General features: G+C 37.7%; 13 protein-coding genes. 7 read left to right on the forward strand and 6 right to left on the reverse strand.

Translation table 11 applies throughout. From position 1 onward, the window contains the following. The first annotated feature begins 78 nt into the window (after positions 1–78). On the forward strand, positions 79–930 hold the full coding sequence (locus tag WFN33_RS03975) for a LysR family transcriptional regulator (protein WP_336951678.1): 852 nt from the start codon (positions 79–81) through the stop codon (positions 928–930). A gap of 591 nt (positions 931–1,521) precedes the next feature. Next, positions 1,522–2,865: an argininosuccinate synthase gene (argG, locus tag WFN33_RS03980; RefSeq protein WP_004724905.1), complete on the forward strand. Its 1,344-nt coding sequence runs from the start codon at positions 1,522–1,524 to the stop codon at positions 2,863–2,865. A 78-nt stretch (positions 2,866–2,943) separates the two neighbouring features. Here the strand turns inward: argG and WFN33_RS03985 are convergent, their stop codons facing one another. The 4 genes from WFN33_RS03985 to icd form a co-directional block, all read right to left on the reverse strand. Beyond that, on the reverse strand, positions 2,944–3,174 hold the full coding sequence (locus WFN33_RS03985) for a hypothetical protein (RefSeq protein WP_336951679.1): 231 nt from the start codon (positions 3,172–3,174) through the stop codon (positions 2,944–2,946). Between the two features lie 300 nt (positions 3,175–3,474). Next, entirely contained in the window at positions 3,475–3,831 is a 357-nt protein-coding gene (locus WFN33_RS03990) for a DUF4124 domain-containing protein (RefSeq protein ID WP_166782095.1), read from the reverse strand. Between the two features lie 166 nt (positions 3,832–3,997). Beyond that, positions 3,998–4,489, reverse strand: coding sequence for a DUF2867 domain-containing protein (locus WFN33_RS03995; protein WP_336951680.1), 492 nt, complete (start codon positions 4,487–4,489; stop codon positions 3,998–4,000). A gap of 577 nt (positions 4,490–5,066) precedes the next feature. Beyond that, positions 5,067–6,323: an NADP-dependent isocitrate dehydrogenase gene (gene icd, locus WFN33_RS04000; RefSeq protein ID WP_333667652.1), complete on the reverse strand. Its 1,257-nt coding sequence runs from the start codon at positions 6,321–6,323 to the stop codon at positions 5,067–5,069. Positions 6,324–7,243: 920 nt separating this feature from the next. Here icd and WFN33_RS04005 point away from each other — a divergent pair. Together WFN33_RS04005 and WFN33_RS04010 are read left to right on the forward strand one after the other, a co-directional pair. Beyond that, entirely contained in the window at positions 7,244–8,536 is a 1,293-nt protein-coding gene (locus WFN33_RS04005; RefSeq protein WP_336951681.1) for an MFS transporter, read from the forward strand. 403 nt (positions 8,537–8,939) lie between these two features. Further along, positions 8,940–9,728 (forward strand): pseudouridine synthase, encoded by a 789-nt coding sequence (locus WFN33_RS04010; protein WP_336951683.1) that lies wholly within the window; start codon positions 8,940–8,942, stop codon positions 9,726–9,728. Positions 9,729–9,987: 259 nt separating this feature from the next. Here WFN33_RS04010 and WFN33_RS04015 read toward each other — a convergent pair whose 3' ends face one another. Next, the gene (locus tag WFN33_RS04015; RefSeq protein ID WP_336951684.1) at positions 9,988–12,219 is read right to left on the reverse strand and encodes an NADP-dependent isocitrate dehydrogenase; all 2,232 of its coding nucleotides are present in this window, start codon (positions 12,217–12,219) and stop codon (positions 9,988–9,990) included. Between the two features lie 685 nt (positions 12,220–12,904). On the opposite strand from WFN33_RS04015, the gene WFN33_RS04020 reads away from it, so the two are divergent. Together WFN33_RS04020 and WFN33_RS04025 are read left to right on the forward strand one after the other, a co-directional pair. Further along, positions 12,905–15,361 carry an acyl-CoA dehydrogenase gene (locus WFN33_RS04020; RefSeq protein ID WP_336951686.1) on the forward strand — a complete coding sequence of 819 codons (2,457 nt, stop codon included), beginning with the start codon at positions 12,905–12,907 and terminating at the stop codon, positions 15,359–15,361. Positions 15,362–15,518: 157 nt separating this feature from the next. Then, positions 15,519–15,908 carry a carboxymuconolactone decarboxylase family protein gene (locus tag WFN33_RS04025; protein ID WP_336951688.1) on the forward strand — a complete coding sequence of 130 codons (390 nt, stop codon included), beginning with the start codon at positions 15,519–15,521 and terminating at the stop codon, positions 15,906–15,908. A 64-nt stretch (positions 15,909–15,972) separates the two neighbouring features. On the opposite strand, the gene WFN33_RS04030 is transcribed toward WFN33_RS04025, so the two are convergent. Then, on the reverse strand, positions 15,973–16,227 hold the full coding sequence (locus WFN33_RS04030) for a hypothetical protein (RefSeq protein WP_336951690.1): 255 nt from the start codon (positions 16,225–16,227) through the stop codon (positions 15,973–15,975). A 308-nt stretch (positions 16,228–16,535) separates the two neighbouring features. Here WFN33_RS04030 and WFN33_RS04035 point away from each other — a divergent pair, with 308 nt between their 5' ends. Beyond that, the gene (locus tag WFN33_RS04035; RefSeq protein WP_336951692.1) at positions 16,536–16,889 is read left to right on the forward strand and encodes a hypothetical protein; all 354 of its coding nucleotides are present in this window, start codon (positions 16,536–16,538) and stop codon (positions 16,887–16,889) included. Position 16,890 lies beyond the last annotated feature (1 nt).

Here is a 16,890-nt window from a genome sequence, read left to right on the forward strand (position 1 = left end):
TGTACACATCATTTTTTTTGATGCCAAAGTGGATACTTTAGTGTCAGCGCTTATTCAATGCATTTTTGAGGAATTGAAATGAATATCGATATGGGTGATATCAAATCATTTGTGACTGTTGCTGAACTAAAAAGCATTACAGCAGCAGCAAATAAACTCAATTATTTACAATCAAATATGACTGCAAAAATAAAAAAGATTGAAAATCACTATAAACGTCAACTATTCATCCGAAAACCTAAAGGTGTTGAGCTCACTGAATCTGGCATGAATTTATACCAGCAATATAAAAAAATGATTTTCACATGGGAGGAAACTGAAAATAAAATCTATCAGCAGGAAAAAAATTTACGCTTTGGTACCAACACCAGTTTAGGCGGAATGCGTTTCTACCCTTCTTTTAGCCAGCTATATGAAACTTACCCTGAACTTTCGATCACCATGAAAACAGGTGCGACAGGTTATATTGAAGATGAAATATTACTTGGAAATCTAGATATCGCCTATGTTTTAGGTCATCCCAAGCAGAAAAATATTCAGTATATTCAAAAAGCAGATGACCAGCTTGTGATTATTGGGAAAAATGTCATCAACCATGACAACCTTGAAGATTGTCTCAATCATCAAAATATTTTACTTGCTTCTGAAGAATGCTGTTACGCAACCACTTTAGATCACATTTACACAGACTATAATTTAACCAAAGGCGAGTTAACCCATATTTATGATCATGAGGCCTTAGTCAATTTCACTCAATTGGGTATGGGAATATCAATGATTGCAAAATCACTGATTAAAAAATTTAATATTCAATATTATCGAGAAACACCTGAACAATATCGAGATATTGGATTCTATCTGATTGCACGAAGTGAGCATGTATTTACGCCGATTGAAAAGCAGTTTATCGGATTGAATGATCAGCTTTAACCACACCAATATTTTGCTTTTAAACATTAGCTTTCATAATTTATATTGGGTTATTTTATTTGGTGCGCGTTTTCCGATTTAAACACTGAGAAAAACAGCATAACCGTGGCAACAAAGTACCAACAGGAAATATTTTGAGCATAAAAAGAGGGAAGAAAATTGAGCCTAAACGATTGCACAAGCTTCCAGATTTCACTCCATTTGCGCATGAGAAGTGAATAAGAATTAACACTAATTTCTCTAATATAGCACCAACAAAATAGCTGCCTTGATTTGTAAACACATAATACAGCATGTTTATTAAATCAAAAATCAAGGCAAATGCTACAATTTTATGCAATGTTGATGAAGTTTGATTTTTCTGTATTCGTCACACTTTTTTATCTTTGTTATTTGATTCCATTTCAGTTTTTTACTCAATGTAAAACCATCGTTTTTGCTATATTAATCTATTTTTCAAATTAAAAAAAAATGATTTCCACTGACAACAGCCCAAAATTTGTATTGAAGGGTGTTATAATACTGCGTTTATAAAATTCTCTTTGGCCACCCATATATGTGGTGCCTCTTTCGAAATAGTTAGGACGAGCAATGACTGATAATGCAACGATCTTGCAGAATGTACCAGTAGGCAAAAAAGTGGGTATCGCCTTTTCTGGTGGTCTAGATACTTCAGCAGCTTTATTGTGGATGAAACAAAAAGGCGCAGAACCTTATGCTTATACAGCAAACTTAGGTCAACCTGATGAAGATGACTACGATGCAATTCCGCGTAAAGCTGAAAACTATGGTGCTGTAAAAGCCCGATTGGTTGACTGCCGCTTACAACTTGCATTGGAAGGTATTGCTGCAATTCAATGTGGTGCATTCCATATCAGCACTGGGGGTGTTCCTTATTTCAACACAACACCATTAGGTCGTGCAGTAACAGGTACAATGCTTGTTACAGCTATGAAAGAAGATGATGTTAATATTTGGGGCGATGGTTCAACTTATAAAGGGAACGATATTGAACGTTTCTATCGTTATGGTTTATTAACCAACCCAGCACTTAAAATTTACAAACCTTGGTTAGATCAGCAATTTATTGATGAATTAGGCGGTCGCGCTGAAATGTCACAGTTCTTGATCGACAATGGTTTTGATTACAAAATGTCGAAAGAGAAAGCTTATTCAACAGATTCAAATATGTTGGGTGCAACTCACGAAGCAAAAGATCTTGAATATCTCAATGCAGGCATCAAAATCGTTGAACCAATCATGGGCGTTGCATTCTGGAAAGAAGATGTAAAAGTTGAAGCTGAAGAAGTTTCTGTAACGTTTGAAGAAGGTTTCCCAGTTGCATTAAATGGCAAGCGTATTGAAGACCCTGTTGAATTCATTCTTGAAGCCAACCGTATTGGTGGTCGTCATGGTCTTGGGATGTCTGACCAAATCGAAAACCGTATTATTGAAGCAAAATCTCGCGGTATCTATGAAGCTCCGGGAATGGCGCTTCTTCATATTGCTTATGAACGTCTTGTAACCGGTATTCATAATGAAGACACTATTGAACAATATCGCATCAATGGTTTACGTCTAGGTCGTTTATTGTACCAAGGGCGTTGGTTCGATTCACAAGCATTGATGCTACGTGAAACAGCACAACGCTGGGTTGCTAAAGCAATCTCAGGCACCGTGACTTTAGAACTTCGTCGTGGTAATGACTACACGATTATGAACACTGAATCAGAGAACCTCACTTATGAAGCTGAGCGTTTAACCATGGAAAAAGGTGATTCAATGTTTAGTCCTGCTGACCGTATCGGCCAATTGACTATGCGTAATCTTGATATCACTGATACCCGTGCAAAACTTGGTATTTATACCAATACTGGTTTATTGGCTGTTGGTACAGGATCTGCGATCCCTCAATTGAAAGACAAAAATAAATAATTTTTGATGAAAAAAAACCGCCAAATCAGGCGGTTTTTTTAGCTTTAGTCTTTGTGATTTTTCATTAAAGATCGCTTATCAAGACACTGCATTCTTAGTTTCAGGCTGCGATAAGTTTTGTTGCCCTAATTTTTGCTGTTGTTTTTGCAACTCAATCTTTTCAGCATGTTCTTGGCGAATTTGATCATATTGTCGTTTGGTTTCAGCATCACTTTTAGCCGCAAGAAAAGCCATTCCCACTAAAAATACTGGAAATAACAACGCTAATGTCGCAAAGATATAAAATTTTTTCGAACTTGTCTGTGACATAAATTCAAGGCTTTCAATAAATTTAATTAGGCTAATTAATATAACAGAATAATCCCATCCAATACATTACTCACCTACAGCCATAGGACGACAATCTCCTATATATTTAAAGCGAAAAACTTAAGTAAAAATCACACCACCCTGTGACCTAGAAGCTTTATAAATCACTTTCAGCAATACTCTTCATCAATCAAACTATTGTTATATGGAGCTTATCCCGCAAACTTCTTTAATAAATGTAACTTTAATAAAAACCAGATGCCCATAAAACAAAATGGTCTAAGCCAATTTAAAAAATAATTAACGATTCTTTGTTTGTTTATAAGCTTCTTGCGCTATAGCCAAACTTTTCTTTTTACCTTCAACTGTATCTGAAATCTCATTAGAAGTTCCATTTCCTGAATGACGTTGCAGATGTTGCTGTTGAGAATATTGATGCATTTCAGACTGAGTTTTTTGTTGCTGTATCGAAGTTTGGTTTGCAGTTCGTTGGGTTAATTTTTGTTGAAGTTGTTGCTGTGGATTTACAGTGGCAGTTCCTGCACAAGGTCTAGATTGGTAAGTTACCGAACCTTTTACCACACATTTGTGTACGTCTTTAGCAAATACATGATGCGAAATCCCTAAAGCTAAGATAACCAACAATACTTTTTTCACAACCAACACTCCATTTAAGTTTCAACAAAATATCAATAATTGATTTAAATTGCTATTTACACAGGAGTTTTCTTATTCACAGGATTTTTCATTTACAATTAAGGTATAAATATGACTTTTTTTGCCAAGTTTTACAGCATTTTGTCATAGTTCAAATCCTTCAGTTTCAAGATTTAATTTGAAGGTTTTTAAGTGATTGCTGAACAATAAAACCATGAACTAAAGACACAGGCAGCATATAAATTTTCCCGAAAAGATTATAGGTGACTACACTGGTACACACCTTCAGTTCATTTCTAAGTTCATCATATTCCTCGATTTGTAAAACCAGCAATACACTCAAATGTTTATCGGTTGACTGTAAAAAAAGCTCACGATCGGAGACTTTAATCACATCAAAAAAATCTGCTTTCCTACCTACTTGAAGTGGTTTAGTTGATTCACCAAAGCCTTGAATAGGTTGCACACCACCTAAACGCTGGCTTAAAAAATCCCTCAGCTTAAACGCAGCCTTCAACCAAACTGGCGGCTTGCTAGTCATTAGATAATAGGCTTGAGTACTGGTGAGATTTTTATCAATATATTGCTTGGCTTCGTGTAAAAAATTTAATTGATCAAGTGGAGCAACTAAAGTTTGTGGGTCTCTTTCTATATTCAATTAACCACCCCTATAAATATAATTAATATTTTTTCAAACAACCGCTAAAAACAGTCTACAGTAATCAGTTATTGGTGCAATTACTCACAGCCTAAAGTTTAAGAAATATATAATCGACCTGTCAAAAAAGCTTAGACACAAGAACATAATTCCCCTTAATCAATATTTTCAATTAAATCAATCGCATGGACAAACAAATTATTTAATTATAAAAAGCTTGTACTGCCACACCTTACATTCAAAGTTTAAATACCTTTGCGTAGGCGATGCCAAACCTTGCGCTGCAAACAAAGCAGTGCTTTGTTTTTGCTCATGGGCGAGGGGTACGACCTGTACCCCCTCCCAACGGCGACATCCATGTCGCCACACAGTAGGATCACCATCTAGGATTCAAAAATCTAAAAAATGAATTGATAACTAAAATTTTATAAAAATTATTAAAAAACATAAGCTTAATTTATACTCAATGACTTAATAAAAGTCACTGGTATGAATAATTAAGTAGTTTGAATACAACAAAAAGGTCTGCACTTGACAGACCTTTGATTATACTGACTTTAGTGCGTTTATCTTTTAATTAACTATCCATATTTTCAATAATCGCTTGACCGAATTCAGAACAGCGAAGCAAAGTTGCACCTGGCATCAATCGCTCAAAGTCATAGGTGACAGTTTTCGCAGCAATCGCTCCCGATACGCCCTGAATAATCAAATCAGCAGCTTCAATCCACCCCATATCACGAAGCATCATTTCCGCAGAAAGAATAATAGAGCCTGGATTGACTTTATCTTGGCCTGCATATTTTGGTGCTGTACCGTGAGTTGCTTCATATACAGAAATTGCGCCACCAATATTTGCACCCGGTGCAATACCAATACCACCCACTTCAGCTGCCAATGCATCAGAAATATAGTCACCATTTAAATTAAGTGTCGCAATCACAGAGTATTCAGAAGGACGCATTAATATTTGCTGTAGGAATGCATCTGCAATCACATCTTTAATAATGATCTCTTTACCCGTTCTTGGATTTTTAATTTTTACCCACGGGCCACCATCAATCAGCTCTCCACCGAAACGATCAATTGCCAGTTCGTAACCCCATTCTTTGAACGCACCTTCGGTATATTTCATAATGTTGCCTTTATGCACTAAAGTTACACTTGGCTTATCATTATCAATCGCAAACTGAATCGCCTTACGCACCAAACGCTGAGTACCTTCTTTTGATACCGGTTTAATACCAATCCCACAATTATCTTCAAAACGAATCTTAGTTACACCCATTTCTTCTTTTAAAAATTTAATGACTTTTTTCGCTTCAGGAGAATCTGCTTTCCATTCGATACCCGCATAAATATCTTCGGAATTTTCCCGAAAAATCACCATATCGGTCAGTTCAGGGTGTTGAACAGGTGACGGCACTCCTTCAAACCAACGTACAGGGCGTACACAAACATAGAGGTCGAGCTCTTGGCGTAAAGCCACATTCAATGAACGAATACCGCCACCCACAGGTGTGGTTAATGGCCCCTTAATCGAAACAACAAATTCCCGCAGCGCCTCAAAAGTTTCTTCAGGCATATATGTTCCGTAGATTTTATCTGCCTTTTCACCACAGTAAACTTCCATCCATTCGATCGAACGTTTGCCACCATATGCTTTTTGAATTGCTGCATCCACAACAGCTTTCATGGCTGGTGTAATATCAACACCAATACCATCCCCTTCTATAAAAGGAATGATTGGATGATTTGGAACATTCAGTGACAAGTCCGCATTTACAGTAATTTTGCTACCATCAGCAGGCACTACGATCTTCTGATAACCCATTGTTGAGGTTCTCCCTTTTATTATAGTTGGCAAATCCAAAATAATTGCCAAATCGACAATATTTCTAACCATTCTTAACGCATATCAGTCTAGTCTAATTTGTACATTTTTTGAGATTTATACGAGGAATAACAACATTTCTCTACTGAATAAAGCACATTGTTCCATTATTTAATGTCATTTAATTCATCATTTTTTATATAACTCAATATTCTCAATCACCTCGAATATTGAAAAATAAAAGTATTAGCTATGTTTTTCCACACAAAGAAATTTTCCAAGAGTCGGATCTTCTCCATGTTTCACACTGTAAACACAAGTAGTTAATTCTTATTTTTTTAAATGATAACCACTCTATCCAACATATCAGCCGCCAAAATAACTACAAAACCACCCAATCGGATCTTTAAAAGTGAGAGCTAATATACCTTTTCACTATAAGCTTTATTTTCAATTTTTTGATTTGATATTCGTTATTTAATTTAAAAATTTATAACATTTTGACAATAGATTAATGACCAAACTGGCCACCTTAAAACCACAATATATTCATATATTTCATTGTATTAAAATACGCACCACAATAGAACACAAACAAAAACCCGTAAATTTATTTTGATTACTGGTATTTTTTGCCATTGCTTTTAATTTAAAAATCAAATTATTAAAAACAACATCATCGACTTAAGATTAATTACAAAAATATTTCACTTTTACTATATGTTTTCACATGAATTTTAATGAAAGAATAAATCGAAATTCATTTTTTGATTCCTTCTGTCTATCCTATAGCCTCCAATCAAATTAACCATCTTTGCAATTATTATTTAGTCTTAAAATCTTTAACATTATTCCTGTTTTTTTAAATCGCAATGAATTTTGAATTAATTACGATTCAACCTAACTCATGGATGTAAATAATGGATCAAACTTACAGTAAAGAAGAGAAACGAGGCCGTATACGCGGTATCGTCGGCGCAGCTTCAGGAAACTTAGTAGAATGGTTTGATTTTTATATTTATGCTGTATTTGCGGCATATTTCACTAAAGCATTAACTGCACCAGATATGGACTCCGGTACTCAAGCCATTTATGTATGGGGTGTCTTTGCAGCCAGCTTTTTTATGCGACCAATTGGTAGCTGGGTTTTCGGACGAATTGCTGATAAACATGGCCGCAAAAAATCAATGGTCATTTCAATCTGTCTTATGGCAGTAAGCTCTTTCTTATTTGCCGCACTCCCAACCTATGAACAAGTTGGGATGGCAGCACCTTTCCTACTTTTACTTGTTCGCCTGCTACAGGGTTTATCTGTAGGTGGTGAATATGGTGCTGTCGCAACCTATATGAGTGAACTTGGCTTAAAGGGTCAACGAGGCTTTTTTGCTTCTTTCCAATATGTCACCTTGTCAGGTGGTCAGTTATTAGCAAGTTTGCTCGGTGTTATTATGCTGGCATTCCTATCAGAGCAGCAATTGCTTGATGGCGGCTGGCGTATTCCTTTTGTCATTGGTGGTATTGCTGCAATTATCTCCCTACTTGCACGTAGTCGTTTGGAAGAAACATTATCTAGCGAAGACAGTGATAAAGAAGAATCAGGAAGCTTAAGTGAACTGTTTAAAAATCACTGGAAAACCTTCTTATTGGTCGTAGGTTATACCTCTGCGGGTTCCCTCACCTTCTATGTGATTACAGTATATTCAAAGACCTACCTCACCAATATGGGTGTGGATAGTAAGACTGTCGGATTCATTATGACAGCTTCACTATTTATCTTTATGCTTGCACAACCGGTGTTTGGTGCTATTTCTGACCGCATTGGTCGTCGTGCTGCAATGCTTGCGTTCAGTGGAACTATGGCAATTTTCATCTATCCAGTTATGGTGATCTGGATGCCACATTTCAGTTACTCACCATTGATGGTTGCACTGCTACTTATTTTCCTGATGATGTTACTCAGCTTCTATACCTCTATCAGTGGATTGGTTAAGGCAGAAATGTTCCCGCCTCATGTTCGTGCATTGGGTGTTGGTTTCTCTTATGCTGTGGGGAATGCAATCTTTGGCGGTTCTGCACCATCTGTAGCACTACAGTTCAAAGCAGCCGGTATTGAAAGCACCTTCTTCTTCTATGTGATTTTCATGTTAGTGATCTGTTTCTTGTGTAGTTTTAAATTACCGAAAGAGCCAGAATATCTAAAACATGACCACTAAATAACATGGTTAAGTCATAAATAGCTTGTGATCACTGATTAAAATTTGAGATCTACACTATTCAAAAAAGCTGTACTATCCAAAGGTGGTACAGCTTTTTTATTATATGGTTTTACTTCAATAGACGCTGTTTTTTCCAGTTGTTTAGCTTAATTTTATGCAATGGTAAATTGCAAAAAGATAAAACCTCCCACCCAACTCTAAAAACCTCGTACCTTAAGATCGCCCATCTAAGAAAAATGTATTTACAACTCAAGCTTGGTAAATAAATAAAGTTGAAGAATACAAAGCGTAATCTGATATAGTAGCGCACATATCGTAGTCTTTATTTTTACCCAACTCTCTTCAAACGGGTAACTTTATCAAACTCAAAAATTTTATTGATATTTATTAGTGGTCTAAAGTGAAAATTGTCATTCTTAATAAACCTTATGACGTCCTCTCCCAGTTTCGTAAAGACGAAGCACATATGACGATGTCAGACTTCGTAGATGACTCGACTTTGCGTTTGGCGGGTCGTCTCGATATGGACTCTGAAGGTTTAGTTTTTTTAACTGATCATGGTGGTTTAAATCAGTACATTACCAATCCTGCCAATAAGAAATTTAAAACTTATGTGGTGCAAGTTGATGGTGATGTGACTGAAGAAGCCCTTGAACAGTTGCGCAAAGGTGTTGAGCTAAAAGATGGTATGACTTTACCTGCTCAAGCGAATAAAATAGAACAGCCTGGATGGTTGTGGGATCGTGATCCACCTGTACGCTTTCGTGCGAACATTCCAACATCTTGGATTGAAATTTCGATTTGCGAAGGCCGTAACCGCCAAGTACGTCGTATGACTTCAGCTGTCGGTTTCCCTACTTTACGTTTAATCCGTACCAAAATTGGTGCAATTGACTTGGTACAAATGGGTTTACAGCCTGGTGAAACCAAAGAAATTGAACCATTGCTTTATCCTGACTTCCAAAATATTCCTGCGGACGAACCTTATCGTTCACGATCTTATGTGAAGAAACCTGGTGGTACAGGTGGAAAACCAATTGTTCGCAAGAATAAAGATGGTTCAACAAAAAAGTCAGGTACTAAACGTATCTGGCAAATGGAAGATGGTGAAAAACCACGTCGTAAGACCAATGGTACCACTCGTCCAAATACCAAAACCCCACGTGGTCGTGGACGTAATGGTCGATAGGATTTAGTTATTCGAAGCCATTAATCGATTGTCGCATATTATAAAAATGCCTAATGAAATTCATTGGGCATTTTTATTTTTATAATTTAAAAAAACTCAAGACCAATTAAAACCAATCTCCCCCTCATCATTTAAATTGATTCATACAAAACTTGCACATAAATTACTTAAACAAAGATTTATTCCCTCAATAAAAAAGCCGATGCTTATGCATCGGCTTTTCTCACCAACAAGATCGCTGGTTTATAGCATTTAAAACTTAAACATTAGCAAGTGTAGCGTTAAGCGTAGCACTTGGACGCATTACAGCTTCAACTTTAGCCGTATCAACTGCATAGTACCCACCGATATCCGCTGGCTTACCTTGAACAGCAGCAAGTTCAGCAAGAATTTTGTCTTCGTTCTCAGCTAAAGCTTTTGCAAGTGGTTCAAACTTGGCTTTTAATTCAGCATCGTCATTTTGAGCAGCAAGTGCTTCAGCCCAGAATTTCGCAAGGTAGAAATGGCTACCACGGTTGTCTAGCTCACCCGTACGGCGAGATGGAGACTTATCATTATCTAACAATTGACCTGTCGCTTGATCCAATGTCTTCGCCAACAACTTAGCACGCGCATTGTCTTCTTTAATACCTAACTCTTCTAAAGAAACTGCTAATGCCAAGAATTCACCAAGAGAATCCCAACGCAAGTGGTTTTCTTCTACAAGCTGTTGTACGTGTTTAGGCGCTGAACCACCCGCACCTGTTTCGTACATCCCACCGCCCGCCATTAACGGAACGATAGATAACATTTTCGCAGAAGTACCCAGTTCCATGATTGGGAACAAGTCAGTTAAGTAATCACGTAAAATGTTACCTGTCACTGAAATTGTATCTAAACCACGAGCAACACGTTCAAGCGTATAACGCATTGCACGTACTTGTGACATGATTTGGATATCAAGACCCGCTGTATCATGATCTTTCAAGTATTTTTGTACTTTCTTGATCAATTCATTTTCATGCGGGCGGTATGGGTCAAGCCAGAAGATTGCAGGCATACCTGAGTTACGCGCACGCGTTACTGCAAGTTTTACCCAGTCACGAATCGGTGCGTCTTTCACCTGACACATACGCCAGATATCGCCTTCCTCAACGTTTTGTGACATCAACACTTCACCAGTCTCAAGATCTGTGATGTTTGCAACACCTGCTTCAGTGATCTCAAAAGTTTTGTCATGTGAGCCGTATTCTTCAGCTTTTTGCGCCATCAAACCAACGTTTGGCACAGTACCCATAGTACGTGGGTCAAAATTGCCATTCCACTTACAGAAATTGATCATTTCTTGGTAAATACGTGCGAATGTTGACTCTGGCATAACAGCTTTACAATCATACTGCTTACCATCAGCTCCCCACATCTTACCACCGCCACGAATCATCGCTGGCATAGATGCATCTACAATCACATCATTTGGTGAATGGAAGTTGGTAATACCTTTCGCTGAATCGACCATTGCAAGTGCAGGACGGTGTTCTTGACAAGCATGAAGATCTTCGATGATCTCTTCACGCAATGATGTTGGTAAAGTTGCAATCTTCTCATAAAGACCAGCCATACCGTTATTGACGTTAATACCTAACTCGTCAAATAACTTGGCATGCTTTTCAAATGCTTCTTTATAGTAAATTTTTACACAGTGACCGAATACAATCGGGTGTGAAACTTTCATCATCGTTGCTTTTACATGCAACGAAAATAAAATGCCCGCTTCACGGCAATCATCAAGTTCTTTTTCATAGAAATCGCAAAGCGCTTTTTTGCTCATAAACATTGAGTCGATGATTTCGCCATCAAGTAATGCAACTTTTGGCTTCAGCACAATGCTCTCACCATTTTTGGTGATAAGTTCCATTTTGACGTTACGCGCACGGTCAAGTGTCATTGACTTTTCACCGTGGTAGAAATCACCCTCATCCATATGAGAAACATGTGTTTGTGACCACTGTTTCCATTCGTTCATTGAATGTGGATGTTTCTTGGCATAGTTTTTCACTGCAGCAGGTGCGCGACGGTCAGAGTTACCTTCACGTAACACTGGATTCACCGCTGAACCAAGGCATTTGCTATAACGTACCTTAATTGCTTTTTCTTCTTCAGTTGTTGGATTTTCAGGATAGTCAGGGATTGCATAACCCTTTGACTGAAGTTCCTTAATACATGCGCTCAACTGAGCAACAGATGCACTGATATTTGGGAGTTTGATAATGTTAGTGTCTGGATCTTGAGTAAGACGCCCTAGCTGTGCAAGGTTGTCAGATACTTTCTGTTCATCGCTTAAGTATTCCGCGAATTCTGCAAGAACACGAGCAGCTACAGAAATATCAGTTTTGACAATCTCTACGCCAGCTGGCTTAGTAAAGGTCTCAATGATCGGCAGTAGCGAATAAGTCGCCAACAATGGCGCCTCGTCAGTCAGTGTGTAAATGATTGTTGACTTTCCACCAGCCATATATAGCCCCTTGCTTTAGATTGTGTTTTGAGAACCGAGCTTGTGACCCAGCTCTTACGAACCGACTTGCTTAAATTTAACCCCAAGAGTATCAGCCTTCCTGATATTACAGTCAACGTAAGATCTGTGATAACGACATTTCGTAAAAAAATGGTACATCACAAATATTGCATTAACATCAACATTTGCACAAAAATTAATCACTTTTTTGTAAAAATAGCCATTCCGACTAAGAGCAACAAAAATCCATACCATCTTCTTCTTTATTGTTTTAAACATTAAAAATTTTATCTTGCTGATTCTTACAAATAGAGCAACCAATTAAAAACCATTGAAAACACATCGACGCGCTTCAGCGACATAAAACAAGCCGAACAGCACAAAAAAAAATCAGCTAGATACTGTTTAAATTTTAAATCAATCAAGTCTGTCTAAAAAGTGAATGAGCAAATGAATGGAAAATTTATTTATTCCCCAATACTCTGGTCACGATATGACAATAAATATGCTTTGGTTAACTTATACTCACAAAACAACAATACTTTTACCTTGAATAGTAAGTCAAAAAATCGTTATTAATAAATTACATGTTTAATTTTTCATCACATCATTAATGAAAAAATAAGCTTCAATGATGTATTTCCGATCCCCAAATTAATATTAAAACTGTAGAGGTAATATGTTAATGCTATTACTCATCGCAATACTTATTCAAATCATCTCACTCTGGGCCGTTTTCTTTTTTGCACTTGATCGGACAATCGGTAGTATCACCACGATTGTCATTGCGATTCTGAGTGCAGTGATCAGCCCATGGTCTCTCATCCTTGGTCTCCCGCTTATTCTTATCAGTTTAGTTTTACTGATTGAGCCACTGCGAATGCAAGTTTTGACTAAACCAGCTTATAAAACATTAGCCAATGCAATGCCAAGCATGAGTAGCACTGAACGTGAAGCATTGGATGCGGGTACCAGTTGGTGGGAAAAAGAATTATTTATGGGGGCGCCAGATTGGGAAAAATTTAACAATTACCCCTACCCGACGCTTAGTAATGAAGAGCAATCTTTTTTAGATCATGAGGTTGAACAACTCTGTCAGTTGCTAGATGAATGGGAAATTCATCAAAATAAAGACCTGAACGCAGAGACATGGCAATTTATTAAAGACAATGGCTTTTTTGGACTTATCATCCCTAAAACTTATGGTGGTCGTGAATTTAGCTCTTTTGCACAAAGTCGTATTATGAGCAAAATCGCTTCACGCTCATTAACCACTGCCGTAACCTGTATGGTGCCTAACTCATTAGGGCCGGGTGAACTTTTACTGAATTATGGTACAGATGAACAAAAAAATCGTTATTTGCCCGGCTTAGCCAAGGGTGAAGAAATTCCTTGTTTTGGACTAACCAGTCCTGAAGCGGGTTCTGATGCTGGAGCGATTCCTGACACTGGGGTAGTTTGTTATGGGGAGTTCGAAGGTCAACAAGTGCTTGGCTTAATTATGAATTTCTCAAAACGCTGGATTACCTTAGCACCCGTTGCAACCGTAGTCGGTCTGGCCTTCAAACTGTATGACCCAGATGGCTTATTGGGAGATAAAACTAAAACTGAGTATGGTATTACATGTGCACTTATACCCGCCTCTCATGCAGGCGTAGAAGTTGGACCTAGGCACCATCCGGGTGGTTCTCCATTTATGAATGGCACAGTTGAAGGTAAGGACGTCTTTATTCCGATTGACTGGATTATTGGGGGCGCAAAAAATGCTGGGAATGGCTGGCGTATGCTGATGGAATGTCTGGCTGTTGGACGCGGTATTTCCCTTCCTGCATTGTCTACAGCCGCAGGTGAAATGACGTATTTATCTGTAGGTGCATTCGCTAAAATTCGTCAACAATTTAAATTATCAGTCGGTAAATTTGAAGGGGTCCAAGAAGTTAGCAGTGACATCGTCAGCCATACCTATATGCTTGAAGCTTTCCGCTATTTAGTCACTTGCGGTTTAAATCAAGGTGGCAAACCCGCTGTTATGACCGCAATGGCAAAATACTACGCCACTGAAACGATGCGAAAAATCGTCAATCATGGTATGGACATCACAGGTGGTCGTGGTATTCAACAAGGTCCGCGTAACTTTCTTGCCAATATGTATCAAGCTATTCCGATCTCGATAACGGTTGAAGGAGCAAATATCTTAAGCCGTTCGTTGATGATCTTTGGTCAAGGTTCAATGCGTTGCCATCCTTATTTATTTGAGGAATTACAATTGTTACAGGCTGCAGATAAAGCTTCTGCCTTAAACACATTTAACACCATGTTATATCAACATTTAGGCTACACTTTAAACCGTGGAGCTCGTGCATTCACTTATGGATGGTTTGGGGCAAGTAATCAACGACCTGACTCATCAGATGCTTTTACTCAACCTTATTATAAAATCATCAATCGCTTCAGTACTGATTTTGCCCTAACCGCAGATATGTGTCTTGGACTATTAGCTGGTGATATTAAACGTAAAGAAATGCTCTCAGGGCGATTAGCTGACATTCACTCCAAAATGTTTATTGCGACAGCCATACTCAAATTTTATGAAAATGGTCAAAGATCCACGCAAGAACAGGTACATGCCAAACTTGCATTAGATGAAACGCTTTATGATGCCCAAGAAGCATTTTATGGCTTATTTGGTAATTTTCCGATTCAAATTGCATCAAGTCTGGTTAAATTTGTTTGTTTCCCATTTGGTCGACCGATCAAGAAACCGAGTGATCGTCAAAAGAGTGAAGCAGCAGAACTGCTCATGCAAGATAACCCATTCCGAGATTATTTAAAAACGCAGGTTTATTATACTGTTGATCCGAATGATGCTTTTGGCCGAATGGAAGCCACCTTCAATCTACTCTCAACCGTTGAAGACGATTGGAACAGCTTTAAAAAAGCGGAATCTAAAGGTGAATATCAGGGGCTAACATTTGAAGAGCGCATACAGGATGCAATCACTCGTGGCTTAATCAGCGATGATTTAGCCACAAAATTAACCCAATATAATGCCCTGCGTTATGACAGTATGCTCACAGATATTTTTGATGAAAAATTAGAGCAGGTATTGGTATTAGAAAATCCTCATCTTCACTCAACTTAAATCTATTTGGCAAATGCCATTTAAGAGATAAGGGGATATAAAACGTTGACCATAAACAGCGATTCACCATCGCTGTTTTTAACATAGACATATTGCCAATGGGTTATTTTGTTATTTCGGTATAGTGTTAAAAATATAACAGCTGAGGAAAAAAGCAATGTCTCAACAAGATTATGAAAATGGCTTAAAAGTCCGTACAGAAGTGATGGGAGAAAGTTTTGTAAAACGCGCTCAAGATAACACTGTTCCTTTTACAAGACCTTTGCAAGACTGGATCAATGAGCATGCATGGGGTTCAACTTGGCAACGTGAGGGTGTTTTACCACGTAAATACCGCTCTTTGATTACCATTGCATTTTTAGTTGCGCAAAAAAGCCCAACCGAACTTAAAGGTCATATTCGTGGCGCATTAAATAATGGCGCGACAGTTGAAGAAATTCAGGAAGTATTATTACACAGCCTACCTTACTGTGGCGCACCAGCGACACAAGAAGCATTTCGTGCTGCACTCGAAGTCATCAATGAATACCAAAAGGTAGATTCATAAACAATTAATGCGATCAAATTCTTCAATATAGGCCATGCTCCAACATGTTGCCTGTATTGCTGAGTTAATTCCAAAACACATTAAAACTATAAAAAAACTCATCTACTTCAAAGCGAACATGGTATCCCAACTGAGTTAACTCAGAAGAAAGCCCCCGAATATCCTCTAAAGCTAGATGTTTAGGTAAAACTGTAAAAACAGCAGTATTGCCCTGCTTGGCATTTTCTTCAATCATTTGAGCTAAACGAAATTTATATAGCTCTATATTTAAGTTAGAATTGGCTGCCAATTGTTTGGCGTCTTCAGCATGAATAAACATGATTAAATTTCCATATTATTGTTTTCCACGATATCACTACAAGATATAAATAAATATCGGAATACGCTGTATGCTTTATGTTCGAAAGCACATGCACAAAAATATACTCACGAAAAAATTTTTATAGCCATAAAAAGCTTATAAAATTCTCACACATATCTTCAGAATTAACTTGTATAAAAGTGTGAACATAAAAATTAAATTAAATCCAGTGCTTTATTTTGGTGGAAGTTAATTTTTTGTATTTAAAAAGTAAATGATAATTGTTATTATTTACTTAATTTTTAACCTTTCTTATTTGATTGCCTATGAATAGCCAGACTGAACTCGATGTCCTAAACGCATCTGTTTCAACTCCGACTGTATCAACACGAGCTAAATCCGCACACTCTCTCATACAATATCGCGTCATGATTGCCTACCGTTTTGCTCTGGCAATTCTTGGTGGTTACCTGCTTGCATCCATGTCCGCTATAGTGATTGCAAAAACATTTGCCGATTATCGTGCTGCCGCTGCAATGAGCGCCACACTTCTTGCTTTCTGTATTCACTGTGCCGCATTCATTTGGGTTTTTATGGTCAATAAGACATTAAAAGCCAGCTTAGGCATACTTGTTCCAAGTATCATTTTATTTGTCATTTATAAAATGATGGGGAATTAAG

It is taken from the genome of Acinetobacter sp. AS167 (genome assembly GCF_037152175.1).
Classification (GTDB): domain Bacteria; phylum Pseudomonadota; class Gammaproteobacteria; order Pseudomonadales; family Moraxellaceae; genus Acinetobacter.

Excerpts from the sequence above, each read along its gene's own strand:
- WFN33_RS04030 (WP_336951690.1), bottom strand. The coding sequence starts at position 16,227 with ATGTTTATTCATGCTGAAGACGCCAAACAATTGGCAGCCAATTCTAAC.
- WFN33_RS04020 (WP_336951686.1), top strand. The coding sequence starts at position 12,905 with ATGCTATTACTCATCGCAATACTTATTCAAATCATCTCACTCTGGGCC.
- WFN33_RS03975 (WP_336951678.1), top strand. The coding sequence starts at position 79 with ATGAATATCGATATGGGTGATATCAAATCATTTGTGACTGTTGCTGAA.
- WFN33_RS03985 (WP_336951679.1), bottom strand. The coding sequence starts at position 3,174 with ATGTCACAGACAAGTTCGAAAAAATTTTATATCTTTGCGACATTAGCG.
- WFN33_RS04005 (WP_336951681.1), top strand. The coding sequence starts at position 7,244 with ATGGATCAAACTTACAGTAAAGAAGAGAAACGAGGCCGTATACGCGGT.
- icd (WP_333667652.1), bottom strand. The coding sequence starts at position 6,323 with ATGGGTTATCAGAAGATCGTAGTGCCTGCTGATGGTAGCAAAATTACT.
- argG (WP_004724905.1), top strand. The coding sequence starts at position 1,522 with ATGACTGATAATGCAACGATCTTGCAGAATGTACCAGTAGGCAAAAAA.
- WFN33_RS04015 (WP_336951684.1), bottom strand. The coding sequence starts at position 12,219 with ATGGCTGGTGGAAAGTCAACAATCATTTACACACTGACTGACGAGGCG.
- WFN33_RS04035 (WP_336951692.1), top strand. The coding sequence starts at position 16,536 with ATGAATAGCCAGACTGAACTCGATGTCCTAAACGCATCTGTTTCAACT.
- WFN33_RS04025 (WP_336951688.1), top strand. The coding sequence starts at position 15,519 with ATGTCTCAACAAGATTATGAAAATGGCTTAAAAGTCCGTACAGAAGTG.